General features: G+C 69.1%; 20 protein-coding genes. 9 read left to right on the top strand and 11 right to left on the bottom strand.

The window, feature by feature from the left end; translation table 11 throughout:
• Positions 1 to 51: 51 nt before the first annotated feature.
• Positions 52 to 468, top strand: a complete 417-nt coding sequence (locus GGQ87_RS04860) for a helix-turn-helix domain-containing protein (protein WP_168045561.1) — start codon at positions 52 to 54, stop codon at positions 466 to 468.
• Between the two features lie 16 nt (positions 469 to 484).
• On the opposite strand, the gene GGQ87_RS04855 is transcribed toward GGQ87_RS04860, so the two are convergent.
• Complete coding sequence (locus GGQ87_RS04855) at positions 485 to 979, bottom strand: S-type pyocin family protein (RefSeq protein WP_245161414.1); 495 nt, start codon at positions 977 to 979, stop codon at positions 485 to 487.
• Between the two features lie 148 nt (positions 980 to 1127).
• On the opposite strand from GGQ87_RS04855, the gene coaBC reads away from it, so the two are divergent.
• The 3 genes from coaBC to GGQ87_RS04840 all read left to right on the top strand — a co-directional run bounded on the left by coaBC (position 1128) and on the right by GGQ87_RS04840 (position 3263).
• Positions 1128 to 2357: a bifunctional phosphopantothenoylcysteine decarboxylase/phosphopantothenate--cysteine ligase CoaBC gene (coaBC, locus tag GGQ87_RS04850; RefSeq protein ID WP_168045559.1), complete on the top strand. Its 1230-nt coding sequence runs from the start codon at positions 1128 to 1130 to the stop codon at positions 2355 to 2357.
• Positions 2358 to 2370: 13 nt separating this feature from the next.
• Positions 2371 to 2820 (top strand): dUTP diphosphatase, encoded by a 450-nt coding sequence (dut, locus tag GGQ87_RS04845; RefSeq protein WP_168045558.1) that lies wholly within the window; start codon positions 2371 to 2373, stop codon positions 2818 to 2820.
• A 74-nt stretch (positions 2821 to 2894) separates the two neighbouring features.
• The gene (locus tag GGQ87_RS04840) at positions 2895 to 3263 is read left to right on the top strand and encodes a hypothetical protein (protein ID WP_168045557.1); all 369 of its coding nucleotides are present in this window, start codon (positions 2895 to 2897) and stop codon (positions 3261 to 3263) included.
• Positions 3264 to 3352: 89 nt separating this feature from the next.
• Here the strand turns inward: GGQ87_RS04840 and dapB are convergent, their stop codons facing one another.
• The 3 genes from dapB to dnaK all read right to left on the bottom strand — a co-directional run bounded on the left by dapB (position 3353) and on the right by dnaK (position 7397).
• Positions 3353 to 4102 (bottom strand): 4-hydroxy-tetrahydrodipicolinate reductase, encoded by a 750-nt coding sequence (gene dapB / locus GGQ87_RS04835; protein WP_168045556.1) that lies wholly within the window; start codon positions 4100 to 4102, stop codon positions 3353 to 3355.
• A gap of 20 nt (positions 4103 to 4122) precedes the next feature.
• Positions 4123 to 5310, bottom strand: a complete 1188-nt coding sequence (gene dnaJ / locus GGQ87_RS04830) for a molecular chaperone DnaJ (protein WP_168045555.1) — start codon at positions 5308 to 5310, stop codon at positions 4123 to 4125.
• A gap of 170 nt (positions 5311 to 5480) precedes the next feature.
• Positions 5481 to 7397 (bottom strand): molecular chaperone DnaK, encoded by a 1917-nt coding sequence (gene dnaK, locus GGQ87_RS04825; RefSeq protein ID WP_168045554.1) that lies wholly within the window; start codon positions 7395 to 7397, stop codon positions 5481 to 5483.
• Between the two features lie 277 nt (positions 7398 to 7674).
• Here dnaK and GGQ87_RS04820 point away from each other — a divergent pair, with 277 nt between their 5' ends.
• Both GGQ87_RS04820 and GGQ87_RS04815 read left to right on the top strand, forming a co-directional pair.
• Positions 7675 to 8049 carry a hypothetical protein gene (locus GGQ87_RS04820; RefSeq protein WP_168045553.1) on the top strand — a complete coding sequence of 125 codons (375 nt, stop codon included), beginning with the start codon at positions 7675 to 7677 and terminating at the stop codon, positions 8047 to 8049.
• Positions 8050 to 8142: 93 nt separating this feature from the next.
• The gene (locus GGQ87_RS04815) at positions 8143 to 9045 is read left to right on the top strand and encodes a dienelactone hydrolase family protein (protein ID WP_168045552.1); all 903 of its coding nucleotides are present in this window, start codon (positions 8143 to 8145) and stop codon (positions 9043 to 9045) included.
• On the opposite strand, the gene grpE is transcribed toward GGQ87_RS04815, so the two are convergent.
• Together grpE and hrcA are read right to left on the bottom strand one after the other, a co-directional pair.
• Entirely contained in the window at positions 9042 to 9620 is a 579-nt protein-coding gene (gene grpE, locus GGQ87_RS04810; protein WP_425339276.1) for a nucleotide exchange factor GrpE, read from the bottom strand. The genes GGQ87_RS04815 and grpE overlap by 4 nt on opposite strands.
• A gap of 47 nt (positions 9621 to 9667) precedes the next feature.
• Positions 9668 to 10726 carry a heat-inducible transcriptional repressor HrcA gene (gene hrcA / locus GGQ87_RS04805; RefSeq protein WP_168047326.1) on the bottom strand — a complete coding sequence of 353 codons (1059 nt, stop codon included), beginning with the start codon at positions 10724 to 10726 and terminating at the stop codon, positions 9668 to 9670.
• A 126-nt stretch (positions 10727 to 10852) separates the two neighbouring features.
• Here hrcA and rph point away from each other — a divergent pair, with 126 nt between their 5' ends.
• On the top strand, positions 10853 to 11578 hold the full coding sequence (gene rph / locus GGQ87_RS04800; RefSeq protein ID WP_168045550.1) for a ribonuclease PH: 726 nt from the start codon (positions 10853 to 10855) through the stop codon (positions 11576 to 11578).
• Here the strand turns inward: rph and GGQ87_RS04795 are convergent, their stop codons facing one another.
• The 4 genes from GGQ87_RS04795 to GGQ87_RS04780 all read right to left on the bottom strand — a co-directional run bounded on the left by GGQ87_RS04795 (position 11579) and on the right by GGQ87_RS04780 (position 14950).
• Positions 11579 to 12376 (bottom strand): enoyl-ACP reductase FabI, encoded by a 798-nt coding sequence (locus GGQ87_RS04795; RefSeq protein ID WP_168047324.1) that lies wholly within the window; start codon positions 12374 to 12376, stop codon positions 11579 to 11581.
• A gap of 83 nt (positions 12377 to 12459) precedes the next feature.
• Positions 12460 to 13689 carry a beta-ketoacyl-ACP synthase I gene (fabB, locus tag GGQ87_RS04790; protein ID WP_168045549.1) on the bottom strand — a complete coding sequence of 410 codons (1230 nt, stop codon included), beginning with the start codon at positions 13687 to 13689 and terminating at the stop codon, positions 12460 to 12462.
• 57 nt (positions 13690 to 13746) lie between these two features.
• Entirely contained in the window at positions 13747 to 14277 is a 531-nt protein-coding gene (gene fabA / locus GGQ87_RS04785) for a 3-hydroxyacyl-[acyl-carrier-protein] dehydratase FabA (RefSeq protein ID WP_168045548.1), read from the bottom strand.
• A gap of 112 nt (positions 14278 to 14389) precedes the next feature.
• Complete coding sequence (locus GGQ87_RS04780) at positions 14390 to 14950, bottom strand: SH3 domain-containing protein (protein WP_342448303.1); 561 nt, start codon at positions 14948 to 14950, stop codon at positions 14390 to 14392.
• A 29-nt stretch (positions 14951 to 14979) separates the two neighbouring features.
• Here GGQ87_RS04780 and GGQ87_RS04775 point away from each other — a divergent pair, with 29 nt between their 5' ends.
• Both GGQ87_RS04775 and GGQ87_RS15605 read left to right on the top strand, forming a co-directional pair.
• Positions 14980 to 15966, top strand: coding sequence for a 2-hydroxyacid dehydrogenase (locus GGQ87_RS04775; protein WP_168045547.1), 987 nt, complete (start codon positions 14980 to 14982; stop codon positions 15964 to 15966).
• A 62-nt stretch (positions 15967 to 16028) separates the two neighbouring features.
• The gene (locus tag GGQ87_RS15605; protein WP_168045546.1) at positions 16029 to 18056 is read left to right on the top strand and encodes an alpha/beta fold hydrolase; all 2028 of its coding nucleotides are present in this window, start codon (positions 16029 to 16031) and stop codon (positions 18054 to 18056) included.
• On the opposite strand, the gene GGQ87_RS04765 is transcribed toward GGQ87_RS15605, so the two are convergent.
• Positions 18053 to 18787: a molybdopterin-synthase adenylyltransferase MoeB gene (locus tag GGQ87_RS04765; RefSeq protein WP_168045545.1), complete on the bottom strand. Its 735-nt coding sequence runs from the start codon at positions 18785 to 18787 to the stop codon at positions 18053 to 18055. The genes GGQ87_RS15605 and GGQ87_RS04765 overlap by 4 nt on opposite strands.
• Positions 18788 to 18804: the final 17 nt, after the last annotated feature.

Raw genomic sequence — 18804 nt, 5'->3', positions numbered from 1 at the left:
GAAGCAGGCGCATTCAGACCAAGCTTCACCCACGAGAAGGCAAGACGGACAATGGCGAGAGGCAAGGGCGAGGACGGACCTCATCCCGTGGATCGGCACGTCGGACGGCGCGTGTGCGAGAAGCGTTTGGCGCTCGGCTATAACCAGAGCGATCTCGGCCGGGCCCTGGGCCTGACCTTCCAGCAGATCCAGAAATACGAGAAGGGCGCCAACCGCATCTCGGCCTCCAAGCTCTGGGACATCGCCCGCTTCTTCAAGGTCGACATCGGCTTCTTCTTCGAAGGCCTGACGGGCGCCCAGCTGGCCGGAATGGCCGAGGGCGGCGGCGCGTTCGACCACGACTTCCCGGCCACCCGCTACACGATCGAGATCGGGCGCCTTGCCCCGCAGCTGTCCAGCCGCCAGCAGAAGCTGGCGCTGGAGCTGATCCGCGACATGGCCGACCGCAAGGAAACGGACGAGGCGTAACGCCCGTCCAGCCTCCCTACTCTGACGAAGAGGCCCTGCCCCGCCCGAAGGTGGGAGCGGCCGCCTTCTGTTCGGCCCAGTAGGCGGCGCCGTCGCGCGGCTTGAACATGGTCTTGGCCACGCCGTCCCGCGACACGACCGCGAAGGTGTTGGTCGAGGCCTGATACAGCAGGACGTCGCCATTGGGCCTTTCGACCCGATCCGTTCCCGCCGGCGGCCGGCCGGTGAAGGCTTGGACCTTGGCCAGATAGTCCTCGGCCGACGCCGCGCCGAAATCGGCGCCGTTGCGCTCGAACAAACGGGCGATCTTGGCGTCCACCGTTTCGCGCCGGTTGGCGGTCAGCGCCGGCTTCGCCTTTTCCGGAACGGTCTCGGCCGCCTCGGCCGTGCTTCCGGCGGCCGAGGTCAAAACGGCTTCCGCCCCCTCCGCCGCCCGGTCTCGCGTCTCCACCGCCGAGCCGCCATTGCCGCAGCCCAGCAGGCCCAGCAGCGCCAGCGCCGCGCCTGTCATCGATACCGTCCTCAACGTCCTGCCGATCATCGCACCCTCCGTGGTTCAACCCGCCGGGAGTCCATAACGCCGTTATTTTGTTCTTGCAATGTTCTTGTTTGGGGTCGCCTCCCTCGACGCCGGGGGGCGGGATCGCTAGATCAACGGAATGACCCCCGCGGCGACGCTTTCCGGACGCAAGATCCTGCTGATCGTCGGCGGCGGCATCGCCGCCTACAAGGCGCTGGAGCTGGTGCGGCTACTCAAGAAGGCCGGGGCCGGGGTCATGAGCGTGCTGACGCCGGCCGGGGCCGAGTTCGTCACGCCGATGTCGCTGGCGGCCCTGACCGGCCATCCCGTGCGGCAGGCGCTGTTCATGCCCGAAGACGAGACGGCCATGGGCCATATCGAGCTGTCGCGCTGGGCCGATCTGGTGGTCGTGGCGCCGGCCACGGCCGGGCTGATCGCCAAGGCGGCCAACGGCCTGGCCGACGACCTCGCCTCCACCACCCTGCTGGCCACGGACAAGAAGGTTCTGCTGGCGCCGGCGATGAATGTTCGCATGTGGCTTCACCCGGCGGTGCAGGCCAACGTCGAGCGGCTGAAAGGCTTCGACGGCTTCCATGGCGTCGCCGTTGTGGGCCCGGATGAGGGCGAGATGGCCTGCGGCGAGTTCGGGCCCGGCCGAATGGCGGAGCCGGCGGCGATCCTGTCCGCCATCGAGGGACTGCTGGCGGGACCGGACGGACGGCCTCTGGCGGGACGCACGGCGGTGGTCACGGCCGGGCCGACCTTCGAGCCGATCGATCCGGTGCGAGGCCTGACCAACCGCTCCAGCGGCAAGCAGGGCTACGCCATCGCCGAGGCGCTGGCGGAGCTGGGGGCGCGGGTGACGCTGGTGTCCGGGCCGGTGGCCCTCGCGGCGCCGGTGGGTGTCGAGCGGGTCTGGGTCGAGACGGCGAAAGAGATGCAGGCGGCGGTGCAGGCGGCCCTGCCGGCCGACATCGCGGTGATGAGCGCGGCGGTGGCTGACTGGCGGGTCGACGGCGTGGCCTCGGGCAAGATCAAGAAGGCCCCGGGCGGGCCGCCGTCAGTGGCCCTGATCGAAAACCCTGACATCCTCGCGGGGGTTTCGGCTCCAGGTAAGTTGCGGCCGAAGCTGGTCATCGGCTTCGCCGCCGAGACGACGGATCTGGAGGCCAACGCCCGGGCCAAGCTGTCGCGCAAGGGCTGCGACTGGATCGTCGGCAATGACGTGTCGGACGACGTGTTCGGCTCGGAAGGCAATGCGGTGACGCTGTTCACGCGCGGCGGGGACGTCGAAAGCTGGCCGCGCCAGCCGAAGAGCGGCGTGGCCCGCAAGCTGGCGATGCGGATCGCCGATCATTTCAAGGCCTGAGGATACGCCGACCATGACGACCGTTCGCGTCGAACGCCTGCCGCATGCCGAGGGCCTGCCGCTGCCGGCCTATGAGACTTCCGGATCGGCCGGGATGGACCTGCGGGCGGCGCTGGCGGAGGGCGACAGCATCATCCTCATGCCCGGGGCGCGGGCGCTGATCCCGACGGGGCTGAAGATCGCGCTTGAACAGGGCTATGAGGCCCAGGTGCGGCCGCGGTCGGGACTGGCGCTGAAGCACGGCCTGACCTGCCTGAACTCGCCGGGCACCATCGACAGCGACTACCGCGGCGAGGTCGGGGTCATCCTGATCAACCATGGCCCGGAGCCGTTCGTGATCAAGCGGGGCGAGCGCATCGCCCAGCTTGTCATTGCAAGGTGCGAACAGGCGGCCATGGTCGAGGTCGAAACGCTGGACGAAACGGCGCGCGGCGCGGGCGGATTCGGCTCGACGGGACGATAAGCGGAGCCATTTGGGCCGACCGGCGTTAACCCTGCTCACGGCCAAGCTGGCCGCAGGATGACGGAGGTCGGCGTATGGAGTCCCTGTTCGATTCGATCGGTGTGTTTCTGGGCAGCGTGTTCGGTCTGGCCCAGGGCGGGTTCGACGGCGTCAATCAGGTCATGGGCCTGCTGATCGCGGTGCTCGCGGCGCTGCTGATGCCGGCGTGGAGCCGGCTGTGGGCGACGGCGCTGGGCGCGGCGCTGGTGCATGTGGCGATCGGCGTGATCCGGCCGATGCTGGACGGCGGCGCCCTGGTGCTGCCCGACCTGCTGACGCTGACCTTCTGGATGGGCGTGCTGGCCCTGTTCCTCGGCTATGCGATCGTCATCGCGGTGTTCTTCTTCATCAAGTCGCTGTTCACCGGCGGCCTGGGTCGGCGTAGGCACCACCACGCGCACTGAGGCCTGACGCTTCGCCCAGGACCGCGCTCAAGCAGCAAGCCGCCGCGCGGCGAGCGATAGCGCTCTTGCAGGCGTGAGCCTGCCAGGCATCACGCCTGCCGGAACCCGAGCACGTCCTGCATGTCGTAGAGGCCGGGCTTGCGGTTGCGGACCCAGGCGGCGGCGGCGACGGCCCCCTTGGCGAACAGGGACCGGTCGATGGCCGAGTGGCTGAGCGTCAGGGTCTCGTCGTCCGAGGCGAACAGGACGGTGTGCTCGCCGATGACGCCGCCGGCGCGCAGCGAAGCGAAGCCGATGCGGCCCGTCTCGCGCTCGCCGGTGATGCCGTCCCAAGGCGCGCTGCGGACGTCGGCGAGGTCGACGTCGCGGCCGTTGGCGGCGGCCTCGCCGAGCATCAAGGCGGTGCCCGAGGGGGCGTCGGCCTTGCGGCGGTGATGCGTCTCCAGCACCTCGATATCCCAGTCGCGGGCGTCGAGGCGCTGGGCGGCGTGCTCGACCAGTCCGATCAGGATGTTGACGCCGAGCGAGAAGTTTCCACTGCGCACGATGGCCACGGTCTCGGCCGCCTTGAGGATTTCGGCGTCCTGTTCCGGCGACAGGCCCGTGGAGCCGATGACGAGAGCCGGGCCGCCGCGTTCGGCGCAGGCGCGGGCCAGTTCCACCGAGGCGGCTGGCGTCGAGAAGTCGATGATCACGTCGCACAGCGACAGGTCGGGCGTTTCGCCCCGGTCGAAGCGGGCGGAGACGACGACGTCCTCGCGGGCGTCCAGCACCGCCGAGACGGCCCGGCCCATCCGGCCGCGAGCGCCGGAGATGCCGGCGTGGAAGATGGCGCTCATCGGATGCCCCCCGGCTGGCGTCACTGCGCCGTTTCTTTCGCGTCGCCCAGTATGTCGGCCCAGAAGCGTTTGGCCTTGCCCGCGAAGGACGAGTTGCGCGGCGTCTGGGTGTCGCCCAGCGAGGCGGCAAGCTCTTCCAGCAGTTCCTTCTGACGCGGGGTCAGGTCGGTCGGCGTCTCGACGAACAGTTCGACGACGAGGTCGCCGCGGTTCTTGCCGTTCAGGTGGGGCATGCCCTTGCCCTTGATGCGGACGGTCTTGCCCGTCTGGGCCCCGGCCGGGACGGTCACGGGCGCCTTGCAGCGGCCGTCGCAGGCCTCGGAGGTCAGGCAGGGAGCGTCGATCTCGCCGCCCAGCGCCGCCGTGGTCATGGGCACGGGCACGGTGACCAGCAGGTCGAGGTTGTCGCGCTCGAACAGCTCGTGCGGCGTGACGGAGATGAAGACATAGAGGTCGCCGCGCGGACCGCCGCGCTGGCCGGCGTCGCCCTCGCCGGACAGGCGGATGCGCGAGCCGTCGTCGACGCCGGCGGGGATTTTGAGCTGCAGCTTGCGGTTCTTCCGCACCTGGCCGTGCCCGTGGCAGGTGGTGCAGGGCTCGGCGATCATCTGGCCGTTGCCGCCGCAGCGAGGGCAGGTCCGCTCGACCTGGAAGAAGCCGTTGGCGGAGCGCACGCGCCCCGCGCCCTGGCAGGTGGTGCAGGTGGTGGGCTTGGTGCCCGGCTTGGCGCCCGAGCCGTCGCAGGTGTCGCAGGTGGCGGTGGTGGGCACCGCGATATCGACGTCCGCGCCCTTGTAGGCCTGCTCCAGCGTGATCTCGAGATCGTAGCGCAGGTCGGAGCCGCGGCGCGGACCGTGCTGGCGGGCGCCGCCGCCCTGACGGCCGCCGAAGACGTCGCCGAACGCGTCGCCGAAGACTTGGGAGAAGATGTCGTTGACGTCGGCGAAGCCTTGGCCCTGGCCGAAAGGATTGCCGCCCCCGCCGTTGACCCCGGCGTGGCCGAAGCGGTCGTAGGCGGCGCGTTTCTGGTCGTCCGACAGGACCGAATAGGCCTCGGAGATCTCCTTGAAGATCGCCATCGATTCCTCCGAACCGCCGTTGCGGTCCGGGTGATGCTGCATGGCCAGCTTGCGGTAGGCCGACTTCAGGCCGGCGGCGTCGATGGTCCGCTCGACGCCCAGAATCTCGTAATAGTCACGCGTCGCCATCTGGCGTTCGTCCTCTTACCCTGCCGGTCCGGCGCCGCCTCTTTTCGGGCGGGTGCCGCGACGGCTGACCGGGCTGACATGGGCGCCCGGCCGACTGATGCAAGTTTTATGAAACGGCCCCGCCCGTCAGGTGACAAGCGGGGCCGTAGCGATTGCGCGGCGCCTGTGGCTTACGCGCTCTTCTTCTCGTCGCCGGCGTCGGCGTCCGAGACTTCCTCGAACTCCGCGTCGACCACGCCGTCATCGGCCGGAGCCTCGGCGGCGGCGCCGTCGCCCGAGCCCTGCGAGGCCGCATACATGGCCTCGCCCAGCTTCATCGAGGCCTGGGCCAGGGTGTTGGTCTTCTCGCGGATGGCGTCCGCGTCCGTGCCGTCCTTGGCGGTCTTCAGGTCCGCGATGGCGGCCTCGATGGCGGTCTTGCCGGCTTCGTCGATCTTGTCGCCGTGTTCCGACATGGCCTTCTCGGTCGAGTGGATCAGACTGTCGGCCGAGTTCTGGGCTTCGACCAGGTCCTTGCGGGCCTTGTCCGCCGCGGCGTTGGCCTCGGCTTCCTTGACCATCTTCTCGATGTCGTCGTCCGAAAGGCCGCCGTTGGCCTGGATGCGGATCGACTGTTCCTTGTTGGTCGCCTTGTCCTTGGCGGTGACGTGGACGATGCCGTTGGCGTCGATGTCGAAGGCGACCTCGATCTGCGGCATGCCGCGCGGCGCCGGCGGAATCCCCATCAGGTCGAACTGGCCGAGGATCTTGTTGTCCTGCGCCATCGGACGCTCGCCCTGGAAGACCCGGATCGTCACGGCCGACTGGTTGTCGTCGGCAGTCGAGAAGGTCTGGCTCTTCTTGGTCGGGATGGTGGTGTTTCGCTCGATCAGCGGGGTGAACACGCCGCCCAGCGTCTCGATGCCCAGCGTCAGCGGGGTCACGTCGAGCAGGAGCACATCCTTGACGTCGCCCTGCAGAACGCCGGCCTGAACGGCCGCGCCCAGCGCCACGACTTCATCGGGGTTCACACCCTTGTGCGGCTCCTTGCCGAAGAAGGCCTTCACGGCCTCCTGCACCTTGGGCATGCGGGTCATGCCGCCGACCAGCACCACTTCATCGATGTCGGAGGCCTTCAGGCCCGCGTCCTTGAGCGCCTTGGCGCAGGGATCGATGGTGCGGGCGACAAGGTCCTCGACGAGGGCCTCCAGCTTGGCGCGCGACAGCTTGATATTCAGGTGCAGCGGGCCCGAGGCGTTCATGGTGATGAACGGCAGGTTGACCTCGTACTGGGTCGTGGAGCTGAGCTCCTTCTTGGCCTTTTCGGCCTCTTCCTTCAGGCGCTGCAGGGCCAGCTTGTCGGAGCGCAGGTCGACGCCCTGCTCCTTCTTGAACTCGTCGGCCAGGTAGTCGACCAGACGAAGGTCGAAGTCCTCGCCGCCGAGGAAGGTGTCGCCGTTGGTCGACTTCACCTCGAACACGCCGTCGCCGATCTCGAGGATCGAGACGTCGAAGGTGCCGCCGCCGAGGTCATAGACGGCGATCTTCTGGCCGTCGTTCTTGTCCAGGCCATAGGCGAGGGCGGCCGCTGTCGGCTCGTTGATGATGCGCAGGACCTCGAGGCCGGCGATCTTGCCGGCGTCCTTGGTCGCCTGACGCTGGGCGTCGTTGAAATAGGCGGGAACGGTGATGACGGCCTGGGTGACGGTCTCGCCCAGATAGGCCTCCGCGGCCTCCTTCATCTTGCCCAGGGTGTAGGCCGAGACCTGCTGGGGCGAATAGTCCTTGCCGTGCGCCTTGACCCAGGCGTCGCCGGTCGGGCCCTTCGAAATTTCGTAGGGGACCATGTCCTTGTCTTTCGCCACCACCGGGTCGGTGAACGAGCGGCCGATCAGGCGCTTGATGGCGAAGAAGGTGTTGGTCGGGTTGGTCACGGCCTGACGCTTGGCGGGCTGGCCGACCAGCACCTCGCCGTTGTCCTGGATGGCGACGACCGACGGGGTCGTGCGGTTGCCTTCCGCGTTCTCGATGACCTTGGGGTTCTTGCCGTCCATGACGGCCACGCACGAGTTGGTGGTGCCCAGGTCGATGCCGATGATCTTGGCCATTGGTGGTCTTTCACTCCATTGCAGCGGGCGGTGCGGCGGCCTTTTAAAGCGAAGCGCCGCGCGTGACCGCCCCTGTGTCACGATTGTACGGTTCCGACCGGAAAGCCCCACGATCTGCGGGGTTTTCGGGCGGCTGTCGCCGATATGGGAAACTACCCCCCCGCTGCAAGGCCTGATCGCGATTCAACGTCAGTCTCCGTCAGATGTGTCACGAAGCACGCAAGGGCATATAGTGCGGTTAACGATCCGCCCCGGGGGCGGGTCAGGAGGAGGGGCCATGCTCGCCCGCAGACTGTTCACAGCCGCCCTGATCGCCGCCTCGCTGGGCGCGACTCTGGGCGCCACAGGGCTCGCCAGCGCCGCCGCGCCCGAAGGCCAGTCCCGCGACGGCCAGAACCGGCGCGTCCGCGTGCATAACCAGACCGGCGTCGTGCTTCAGAAGCTGCAGGCGGCGGATGTGCGCACCGGAGAGTTCAGCGGCGACCTGCTGGGCGGAAGTCCCGTGGCCACCGGCTCCAGCACGCCCGTGACGATCGACGACGGGCAGGGCGGCTGCCTCTACGACCTGCGGGCGGAGCTGGCGGGGGGCCAGACGCTGGTGCGCGAGAACATCAACGTCTGCCGCATCGCGGACTATTATCTGACCCGGTGAGGCGGCCGGGGTGCGACACCCCATCACTCGCCCGTGACTCGACCCTCGCCATGACACGCGCCACTGTCCCGCTTTCCCGTGACGGAGGCCGCCATGCCCGACCTGATCCGCCCCGAAGGCCCCGAGGCCGACGACTTCCGCTTCAGCCGCCGGGCCCTCGCGACAGGCGGCCTCGGCGGTCTGTTCTTCGCCGGCTATGCGCCCGCGGCCCTGGCGGCGCAGGCAAGCCCGGTGACCACGGACACGTCGGGCCTGACGGCCGAGAACGTGACCTATTCCGCGCCCGACGGCTTCCAGCTGCCCGCCTATGTGGCCCGGCCCGAAGGCGACGGACCCTTCCCGGTCGTGGTGGTGGTGTCGGAGATTTTCGGCGTCCATGAATACATCCGCGACGTCTGCCGGCGTCTGGCGAAGGCCGGCTACGCCGCCGTCGCCCCGGCCTTCTTCGTGCGGGTCGAGGACCCGGCGGGGGCCGAGATGGCCCGGGTGCAGCAGATCGTCGCCGCGGCCGGCTATGAGCAGGTCATGGGCGACGTCGCCGCCACGCTCGACTGGGCCAGCCAGCAGCTCTGGGCCAATGCCGAGAAGGTCGGGATCACCGGCTGGTGCTGGGGTGGCAAGGTGGTGTGGCAGGCGGCGGCGCGGTTCGCGACCATCGACGCCGGCGTGGCCTGGTACGGCCGTCTGGCCCCGTCCGCCGAGGCGACGCCGGAACAGATCAGCAGCGGCCAGCCGTGGCCGGTCGATCTGGCCGACGACCTCAAGGCGCCGGTTCTGGGCCTGTATGGCGAGGCCGACCGCGGCATCCCGCTGACCAGCGTCGAAGCGATGCGCAGCGGGCTGCAGCGCGCCGGTCAGACGGACAGCGAGATCGTGGTCTATCCGGGCGCGCCGCACGGCTTCCATGCCGACTACCGCGACAGCTACCGCGCCGCGGACGCCGCCGACGGCTGGGCGAAGCTGCTGGCGTTCTTCGAGGCGCGGCTGAAGGGCTAGGCCTTGCCGTCGAAATTGCCGCCGGTCGACTGAGCGGCTGCGTAGGCGGCATTGCCGGCCGCGGCGCCGGAGCCCTTGGCGGCGACCACGACCATGGCCGGGCGCACAGTGCGGCCGAACAGGGCGTAGCCGGCCTGCAGGGTCTGGATCACCTGACCGCCCTGAACCGTATCAGACGGCTGCTCCATCATCGCCTGATGCAGGTGCGGGTCGAAGGTTTCGCCCGCCTGCGGCTCGACGCGCTTGAGGTTGTTGGCCTCGAAGGCCTGCAGCAGCGACTTCTGGGTCAGCTCCAGACCGGTGATCAGGCCCGCTTCGCCGCCTTCGGCGTTCTTCGGCGCCGCCTGCAGCGCCCGCTCGAGGTTGTCCGCCACGCCCAGAAGATCGCGGGCGAATTTCTGGATGGCGTAGGCGCGGGCGTCGTTGTTCGAGGTTTCGGCGCGCTTCTTCGTGTTCTCGGCCTCGGCCACCGCGCGCAGGGCGCGGTCCTTCCACTGGTCGCGCTCGGCGATCAGGGCGTCGATAGGCCCGAGACCGTCGTCCTGTTCGGCGTCATAGCCATCGGCTTCACCGATATCGGCGGCGAGTTCCTCGGAGTTCGGGGTGTCGTCGTGAATGTCGCTCAAGTCTCTTGTCCGTCCAGAATCCGGCCCAACACCCGGGCGGTATAGTCCACCAACGGGATGACACGGGCGTAGTTCAGCCGCGCGGGCCCGATGACGCCGATGGCGCCCAGAACCCGCTGCCGGCCCGTCATATAGGGCGCCGCGATCACGGCGGAACCCGAAAGCGAAAACAGACGCGTTTCCGCGCCGATGAAGATGCGCACGCCCTGGGCCGTGGAGACGCCGTCCAGCAGGCCGATCAGCTGTTCCTTCTGCTCCAGATCGTCGAACAGGACCCGGACCCGCTCCAGATCCTCCACCGCGTCCCGGTCCTGCAGCAGATTGGCGCGGCCGCGCACGATCAGCGACCGCTCGCGCTCCGCCCCGCCGGACCAGGCGGCCAGCCCGTCCTCGACCAGCCGGGCCGCGGCGGCGTTCAGTTCGCGCCGGGCGCCGTCCACTTCGGTGCGCATCTCGGTACGCGCCTCGTGCAGGGGGCGGCCCTTGAGCCGTGCGTTGAGGAAGTTCGAGGCCTCCTGCAGCGTCGAGGGCGTGACCCCGGCCTTGAGCGGCATCAGGCGGTTCTCGACCGTGCCGTCGTCGCCGACCAGCACCGCCAGCGCCTGATCGTGGCCGAGGGCCACGAACTCGACGTGCTTGACCCCGGCTTCGCGCACCGGGCTGGCGACGATGCTGGCCCCGCCGGCCAGACCGGACAGCAGGGACGAGGCCTCGTTCAGCGCCTCCTCGAAATTGCGGCCGCTGCCCGCCAGCCGCGCGTCGATCTCGCGCCGCTCCTCGGCCCCGACGTCGCCGATCTCCAGCAGACCGTCGACGAACAGCCGCAGGCCGGCGTGGGTCGGTATGCGTCCGGCCGAGGTGTGCGGCGCGCCCAGCAGGCCGGCCAGGGTCAAATCCTGCATGGTGTTGCGGATCGAGGCCGGCGACAGGGCCACGCCGGTCAGCGACAGGGTCCGCGACCCGACCGGCTCCCCCGTCTGCAGATAGCTCTCGACGATGCGGCGGAAGATGTCGCGCGCCCGCTCGTCCAGCGCCACGAGGCTGCCGGACTCCATCGCGGTCGAGGTCAGCAGCGGCGACTTCATCGAATGTCTGCCATGGAGGAGGCGGGGGACAGGCTCACGGTTTCAGGATAAGCAGCCCCGCCGTCCCCACCAAGCGGCATGCCAAGGAAATCGCCCATGTCGACCGCCCGCCCCTCGAACCGCACCCCCGACCAGCTCCGCGCCGTGACGCTGGAGACCGGTGTGAACCGCTATGCCGAGGGGTCGTGCCTGGTCTCGTTCGGCCATACCAAGGTGCTGGTCACGGCCTCGGTCGAGGAGAATGTGCCCGGCTGGATGCGCGGCAAGGGGCAGGGCTGGGTGACGGCGGAATACGGCATGCTGCCCCGCGCCACCCACACCCGCGGACGTCGCGAGGCGGCGGCGGGCAAGCAGACCGGCCGGACGCAGGAGATCCAGCGGCTGATCGGTCGCTCGCTGCGGGCGGTGGTCGACCTCAAGGCGCTGGGCGAGCGGCAGGTGGTTCTGGACTGCGACGTGGTCCAGGCCGACGGCGGCACCCGCACGGCCGCGATCACCGGCGCCTGGGTCGCCATGGCCTCGGCCTTCGATTACCTGCGCGCCGAGGGGGTGCTGAAGGCCGATCCGATCCTCGATCAGGTGGCGGCGGTGTCCTGCGGCGTGTGCAGCGACCAGCCGGTGCTGGACCTCGACTATGAGGAGGATTCCTCGGCCGAAGCCGATTCCAACTTCGTCCTGACCGGCTCGGGGACCATCGTCGAGATTCAGGCCACCGGCGAAAAGCGCGGCTTCACCCGCACCGAGTTCGACCGCCTGTTCCAGCTGGCCGACGGCGGCTGCGCGGAGCTGTTCGCCATGCAGCGGGCCGCGCTGGGCCGCTGATCAGCCTTCGTCGTCGCCGGCCAGACCCATCATGTGGAAGCCGGCGTCGACGTGGATGACCTCGCCGGTGGTCGAGAAGCCGAGGTCGGAGCAGAGCCACAGGGCGCAGCCGGCGACGCCTTCCATCGAGGTGTCTTCCTTCATCGCCGACATGGCGCGGCCCTGGCTGATCATGCCGCGGCCGCCCGAGATACCCGCCAGCGACAGGGTGCGCATGGCTCCGGCGGAGATGGCGTTGACGCGGATGCCCTTGGGCCCGAGGTCGCGGGCGATGTAACGGGTCGCCGCCTCCAGCGCGGCCTTGGCCACGCCCATGGTGTTGTAGTTGGGGATGGCCCGCTCGGAGCCCAGGTAGGTCATGGTCACCAGCGAGCCGCCGTTGGGCATCAGCCTGGAGGCGCGCTTGGCCACGTCGACGAAGCTGAAGGCCGAGATGTTCATGGCCAGCAGGAAGCTGTCGCGGCTGGTGTTCTCGACGAAGGAACCCTTGAGCTCGTCCTTGTTGGCGAAGGCCACCGAGTGGACGACGAAGTCGATCGTGCCGAATTCGCGCTCCAGCTCGGAGAAGGCGGCGTCCATGGAGGCGTCGTCGGTGACGTCGGCCTGGATCAGCAACCTGGCGCCGACGCTCTCGGCCAGCGGGCGCACGCGGCGCTCCAGACCCTCGCCGAGGTAGGTGAAGGCCAGCTCCGCGCCTTGGGCCGCCAGCTGGGACGCGATGCCCCAGGCGATGGAGTTGCTGTTCGCGACCCCCATGATCAGGCCCTTCTTGCCCTTCATGAGTTCACCGGTGGGCATGTTCCAGCCGCTCTCGCTCGCCATGACGCGTCTCCTCGTGATTTGCGCAGACGGTTAGCAGCGACGGCGGCGAGGGGGAAGCGTCAGACCTTCGACAGGATCAGGGTGCCGTTGGTGCCGCCGAACCCGAACGAGTTCGACATGACGTGCTTCAGCTCGCCGTCATGGCGTTCGCGCAGGATCGGCATGCCCTCGAATTCGGGGTCGAGGTTTTCGATGTGGGCGCTCTCGGCGGCGAAGCCGTTCTTCATCATCAGCAGGCAGTAGATCGCCTCCTGCGCGCCCGCCGCGCCGAGCGAATGGCCGGTCAGCGACTTGGTCGAGGAGATCATCGGCAGGTCGTCGCCGAAGACGTTGCGCACCGCGCCCATCTCCTTGCTGTCGCCAACCGGCGTCGAGGTACCGTGCGGGTTCAGATAGTCGATGCGCGGATTGCCGGCCATCTCCAGCGCGATCCGCATGCAGCGCTCGGCGCCCTCGCCCGAAGGAGCGACCATGTCGTAGCCGTCGGAGTTGGCGCCGTAGCCGGTGACCTCGGCGTAGATGGTCGCGCCGCGCGCCTTGGCCCGCCCGTACTCTTCGAGCACCACGATGCCCGCGCCGCCGGCGATGACGAAGCCGTCGCGGTCCTTGTCATAGGCGCGGCTGGCCTTGCCCGGCGTTTCGTTGAAGTTGGAAGACATGGCGCCCATGGCGTCGAACATGTTCGACATCGACCAGTCGATGTCCTCGACGCCGCCGGCGAAGACCACGTCCTGCTTGCCCCAGGCGATCTGTTCGGCGGCCGCGCCGATGCAGTGGGCCGAGGTCGCGCAGGCCGAGCTGATCGAATAGTTGACGCCCTTGAGCTCGAACCAGGTGGCCAGAACCGCCGAGGGACCGGAGGCCATGGCCTTGGGCACGGCGAACGGGCCGATGCGCTTGGGCGAGCCCTTCTCGATCGTGGTCTCGGCGGCCTGCAGGATGATCTGGGTCGAGGGGCCGCCCTCGCCGACGATGACGCCGACGCGGTCGGACTTGATCTCGTCCGGCGTCAGGCCCGAGTCCTTCAGCGCTTCCTCGAAGGCGATGTGGCCCCAGGCGGTGCCGTTGGCGAGGAAACGGGCGGCGCGGCGGTCGACCAGCGGCGCCCAGTCCTCGGCGGTAACGCCCAGCGAGGGCGGGGCCCAGACCTGCGAGCGGAAGCCGTGCTTGATGTGATCGGGCGCGGCCTGCACGCCGGATTTCGCCTCGCGCAGGGAGGCTGTGACCTCATCCTGGCCCGTGCCTATCGAGGAGACGATACCCAGTCCGGTGACGACGACACGCCGCATGATGGTTTCCTTCTTGATCTCAACTCGCCGCGTTGACCGCGGTCTTGAATGACGGATTCAGCCGCCGACGGGTTCCGCCGCGCCGAACAGGCCGACGCGCATGTCCGACGCCGTATAGATGGGGACGCCGTCGGCTTCGAGAACCCCGTCGGCGATGCCCATGACCAGTCGGCGGTTGATGACCCGCTTCAGGTCGATCTTGTAGACGACCTTCTTGATGTCGGGCGTGACCTGACCGGTGAATTTCACCTCGCCGACGCCGAGGGCGCGGCCGCGGCCCGGGCCGCCGATCCAGCCCAGGTAGAAACCGACGAGCTGCCACATGGCGTCGAGGCCCAGGCAGCCCGGCATGACCGGGTCGCCGATGAAGTGGCACTGGAAGAACCAAAGGTCCGGATGGATATCCAGCTCGGCCTCGACATAGCCCTTGCCGTGGGCGCCGCCGTCGCCGTTGATCTGCGTGATGCGGTCGAACATCAGCATCGGCGGGGCAGGCAGCTTGGCGTTGCCTTCTCCGAAGACCTCGCCGCGCCCGGCGGCCAGCAGGGCCTCGTAGTCGAACGAGGACGGACGGTCAGGTTGGGTCAACGGACGCTTCCATCTCAAGAGGGCCGGCGGCGCAGGGCCGCCCGGGGCCGGGTGTGGCCGTCGGGTTACACGAGCGCGGGAGCGGGCTCAACACTCGTGTCGGGCGCCGCTCCTAACCGCGGCCGGTCCCGGCAGGCCGCGCCGCATTGCACAGTGGCCGCTCCTGCGCGCCGAAAACGGCCGACTGGCGCACCCAGCCCCGCATCCGGCGGACCCGCACGCGGCACCAGCCGTCCTCGCACTCGTCCATGGACACGAGGGTCCGGGGTGACAGCCGGGCTCGTACCGGCGAGGTGTCCGAACGGCCGGCATGGATCGGCACCTCGCGGTCCGAGGCGTTGAAGACGCTGCGGCGGCTCGAAACGACGCTGCGGTGAACCCAGGCCACGGCTCCTTCGGGGTCGCAGATCTTGCGCCATTCCCGGGTCTCGGCGATCACCTGAACGGGCAGGCCGGAGGCGTGATATTCCCACAGGATGCCGTAATCGAGGCCGGGGCCGATCCGGGCGTGAACCTCTGACGACTTCAGAGAGAGCCAGCGCGGCACCGGCTGACCGCTCGGCGTCGGCCGGCCGTCTGGCATCGATTGCGCCGCGCCCGCCAGCACGGCCGCGCAGATGGCGGCGGCCGTGGCCGCCAGCCTTTGGATGCGGTGACGAGCTTTGCTAGACACTGGGTCGTCCGTGAATTCGAAGGCTCCGAATGTCTCCGTCCAGGCTTAAGGTCGTATTAACCAGACGGTTGCCGGACGCGGTCGAGACGCGGATGCGCGAACTGTTCGACGCCGAGCTGAATCTGACCGATGCACCGATGGACCGGGCCGCGCTCGAGGCGGCCGTGGCGCGGGCAGACGTGCTGGTCCCCACCATCACCGACACGATCGACGCCGCGCTGATCGCCGCCGCCGGCGACCGGCTGAAGATGATCGCCAATTTCGGCGCGGGCGTGGACCATATCGACGTCGAGGCGGCGGTCGGGCGCGGACTGATCGTCACCAACACCCCCGGTGTTCTGACCGAAGACACGGCGGACCTCGCCATGGCGCTGATCCTCGCCGTCAGCCGCCGCATCGTCGAAGGCGCGCAGGTCATGGCGGAGGGCCGGTTCGAAGGCTGGACCCCGACCTGGATGACCGGCCGCAAACTGTGGGGCAAGCGGCTGGGCATCGTCGGCATGGGCCGGATCGGACAGGCGCTGGCCCGGCGCGCCAGGGCGTTCGGGATGCAGGTCCACTATCACAACCGCAAGCCGGTCCCCGATATGATCGCCGAGGAACTGGGCGCGATATACTGGGACGACCTTGATCAGATGCTGGCGCGGATGGACATCATCTCGCTGAACTGCCCGGCGACCCGCGAAACACACCATCTGCTTTCGGCGCAGCGGCTGGCGAAGCTTCAGCCCCATGCCCTGCTGATCAATACCGCCCGTGGCGACCTGATCGACGAGGCGGCGCTGGCGGAGGCGGTGGCCCGGCGCGCCATCGCCGGGGTTGGTCTGGATGTCTACGAGCATGAGCCCGCCGTGCATCCCGGGCTGCCGGGGCACGCCAACGTCGTCCTCCTGCCCCACCTCGGCTCGGCGACGCTGGAGGCGCGTCAGGACATGGGTGACCGCGTCATCGCCAACATCCTCACCTTCCAGAACGGCCACCGCCCGCCCGACCGGGTTATTCCGGCGATGCTGTAAGTCGAAGCTTGACGGAGGGATCAACGCCCGGTTGATTGGTGCGAGTATCCGGGGGATTTGGCGTGCAATCAGGAATATCGAAGGCGGCGCGAGCCGCCCTGTCGCGGCGCGGCCTGCTGGCCGGAACGGCGGCGCTGGCGGGCGTCGCGGTCTTGCCGTCGGGCGCAGCGCGGGCGCAGGGCGCAGCCTATCCGCTGAGCGAGTTCTTCAAGCCGACCCTGAGCAGCGGCGCCGCCCTGTCGCCTTCCGGAAACCGGATTGCCGTGGCGCAGAACCTCGGCACGGACGAGGAGCTGCACAGCGCTCTCGAATTCATCGACGCCGCCGACCCCGAGGGTCAGCGTAGCCGGATCGATCTGGGGCCGGTCCTGGTCAGCTCCATCTCGTGGGCCAGCGACGACCGGGTTCTCGCGAGCGTCATCCTGAGGGGCGAGACCCGGGCGCGGTCCATCGCCGGCTCGAACCGCAAGGTCGAGGGTGTCGAATATTATATGCGCCGGGTGGTCTCGGTGAATGCCGCGACGGGCGATGTGGTCGTGCTGTTCAGCGATCAGCGCACCCGTATGCGCAACACCTTCGACATGGGCCGCATCATCGATCTGCTGCCCAGCGATCCCGAAAATGTGCTGATGGCCGCATGGGACGCCGACGGCGTCATGGCCCTGTACAAGGTCAATGTGAACACGGGGTCGGCGACCCGGATCGAACGCGGGGCGACGGGCACCTATCACTGGCGCACCGTCGACGGCGTGCCGGTGCTGCGTCACGACATGAACAGCCGGGGCACGGTTGAAACCATCATGGTTCGGGCGCCGGGCGAGACCGAATGGAAGATGGCCCGCCGCACGCGCGTGCGCGAAGCCCCGGACTTCTCGTGGGTGGGCGCCGGCGAGACGCCCGGCAAGGTGCTGGTCACCGCCCGCTTCGACAACGAAGACGTCCAGAGCGTGCGGGAGATGGACCTGACCACCACGGCCCTGGGTCCGCCGCTGAACGCCCGTCCCGGCCGCGATGTGGCCTTTGGCCTGCGGGACTCGGCCGGGAACTATCTCGGCGCCGCCTATTATGGCGACCGGCTGGAGTATGAGTTCGTCGATCCCGCGCTCGCGGCGCACCACCGGGCGCTCAACCGCTTCTTCGACAACAGCTGCAACGTGCACTTCACCGACGTCGACCAGGCGCGGAACCGGTTCATCGCCTTTGTGGAGGGGCCGGCGGAGCCGGGCGCCTGGTTCTTCTACGACAAGACGGCGCGCGCGATCGTCAATGTCGGTCAGGTGCGGGAACTCGACCCGACGCGGCTGGGCGCCAGCGAGGTGCTGCAGGTGCGGACCCGCGACGGCGAAACCATAGAGGCCTATCTGACCGCGCCCCCGGGCGGGGCTGCAGGACCGCTGGTGGTCCTGCCGCACGGCGGGCCCGAGGTGCGCGACACGCCGAGCTGGGACCGGCAGGTGCAGGTGCTCGCGGCGCAGGGCTGGTGGGTGCTGCGGCCGAATTTCCGCGGCTCGGCGGGATATGGACAGAGCTTCGCGCAGAAGGGCTGGACCCGCTGGGGCGACCTCATGCAGGACGACATCGAGGACGCCGTCGCCCATGCCATCTCCGCCAGGGGTCTCGACGCCTCGAAGGTCGGCATCATGGGCACCAGCTATGGCGCTTACGCCGCCCTCATGGGGGCGGTGAAACGCCCGGACCTGTACAAGGCGGCGATCGGCATCTCCGGCGTCTACGACCTGCCCGATGTGCTGACGTGGGAAGACCGCACCGACGACAGCCCGGGCCAGCCGATCTACGAATTCTGGACCAAGAGGATCGGCGACCAGTCGACGATGGGGCCTGCGCTGGAAGCGGGCTCGCCCCGCCGCCGCGCCGGCGAGGTCGCCTGCCCCGTGCTGCTGGTGCATGGCGTCGACGATCCCGTCCTGCCGGTCATCCAGTCCCGCCGCATGCGCGACGCCCTGCGGGGCGCGGGCAAGCCGGTCGAGCTGATCGAGGTCGACGACGCCGGGCATGCGGACTGGGAAGACGCCCGGGAGCAGGAGCTGATGACCCGCTACGTCGCCCTGTTCCGGCAGGCCTTCGCCTAGGCGCAGACGGGGCAGGCGGGGTCGGCCGCGACCCGAACCGTCCGCGCGGTTCCGGCCAGTCCGTCGTAGATCAGCAGCCGGGCCGTCAGCGCCTCGCCGGCGCCGGTGATCAGCTTGATCGCCTCCAGGGCGGCCATGGAGCCCACGACGCCCGCCAGCGCGCCGACCACGCCCACGCGGGCGCAGGTCTCGGCGTCGGGCGGCGTCTCCGTCACGAGGCAGCGATAGCAGGGCCGGCCGGCGAAGACGCCGACCTGTCCGCTCCAGCGACCCAGGGCGCCCGAGACCAGTGGAACGCCCGCGGCGACGCAGGCGGCGTTGGTCGCGAACCGTGTCTCGAAATCGTCCGTGCCGTCGATGACCAGATCGCAGCCCTCCAGCAGCCCGGCGGCGTGGTCGGCGGTCAGCCGTTCCGCGGCCCGTTCGATTCCGACATGGGGGTTCAGGCCTTCCAGACGCCGCCTGCCCGCCTCGACCTTAAGGCCGCCGACGTCTTCGTCCGAGAAGGCGATCTGGCGCTGGAGGTTGGACAATCCGACGGTGTCGTCGTCGATCAGCCTCAGCCTGCCGACCCCCGCCGCCGCCAGATAAAGGGACGCCGGCGCGCCGACGCCGCCGAGGCCGACAACGGCGACGCGCGCGGCCTTCAGCCGCTGCTGTCCGGGCCCGCCGATTTCGGCCAGCACCAGATGGCGCGCGTAGCGCTCGATCTCATCGTCTGAAAAGCTCACCCGCCCCGATTACGGCG

This window comes from Brevundimonas alba, from assembly GCF_011927945.1.
In the GTDB taxonomy this organism is placed as follows: domain Bacteria; phylum Pseudomonadota; class Alphaproteobacteria; order Caulobacterales; family Caulobacteraceae; genus Brevundimonas; species Brevundimonas alba.
The sequence above is the reverse complement of the archived record's forward strand: the minus strand, read 5'-3'. Positions and strand labels throughout refer to the sequence as shown.

Bases quoted from the DNA above. Each gene is read 5' to 3' on its own strand.
- fabB (WP_168045549.1), bottom strand. From the start codon at position 13,689: ATGCGGCGTGTCGTCGTCACCGGACTGGGTATCGTCTCCTCGATAGGC.
- dapB (WP_168045556.1), bottom strand. From the start codon at position 4,102: ATGAGCGCCATCTTCCACGCCGGCATCTCCGGCGCTCGCGGCCGGATG.
- dnaK (WP_168045554.1), bottom strand. From the start codon at position 7,397: ATGGCCAAGATCATCGGCATCGACCTGGGCACCACCAACTCGTGCGTG.
- GGQ87_RS04855 (WP_245161414.1), bottom strand. From the start codon at position 979: ATGACAGGCGCGGCGCTGGCGCTGCTGGGCCTGCTGGGCTGCGGCAAT.
- rph (WP_168045550.1), top strand. From the start codon at position 10,853: ATGTCGACCGCCCGCCCCTCGAACCGCACCCCCGACCAGCTCCGCGCC.
- GGQ87_RS04840 (WP_168045557.1), top strand. From the start codon at position 2,895: ATGGAGTCCCTGTTCGATTCGATCGGTGTGTTTCTGGGCAGCGTGTTC.
- GGQ87_RS04795 (WP_168047324.1), bottom strand. From the start codon at position 12,376: ATGCCCACCGGTGAACTCATGAAGGGCAAGAAGGGCCTGATCATGGGG.
- coaBC (WP_168045559.1), top strand. From the start codon at position 1,128: ATGACCCCCGCGGCGACGCTTTCCGGACGCAAGATCCTGCTGATCGTC.
- GGQ87_RS04775 (WP_168045547.1), top strand. From the start codon at position 14,980: ATGTCTCCGTCCAGGCTTAAGGTCGTATTAACCAGACGGTTGCCGGAC.
- GGQ87_RS04820 (WP_168045553.1), top strand. From the start codon at position 7,675: ATGCTCGCCCGCAGACTGTTCACAGCCGCCCTGATCGCCGCCTCGCTG.
- GGQ87_RS04815 (WP_168045552.1), top strand. From the start codon at position 8,143: ATGCCCGACCTGATCCGCCCCGAAGGCCCCGAGGCCGACGACTTCCGC.
- dut (WP_168045558.1), top strand. From the start codon at position 2,371: ATGACGACCGTTCGCGTCGAACGCCTGCCGCATGCCGAGGGCCTGCCG.
- GGQ87_RS04860 (WP_168045561.1), top strand. From the start codon at position 52: ATGGCGAGAGGCAAGGGCGAGGACGGACCTCATCCCGTGGATCGGCAC.
- hrcA (WP_168047326.1), bottom strand. From the start codon at position 10,726: ATGGAGTCCGGCAGCCTCGTGGCGCTGGACGAGCGGGCGCGCGACATC.
- dnaJ (WP_168045555.1), bottom strand. From the start codon at position 5,310: ATGGCGACGCGTGACTATTACGAGATTCTGGGCGTCGAGCGGACCATC.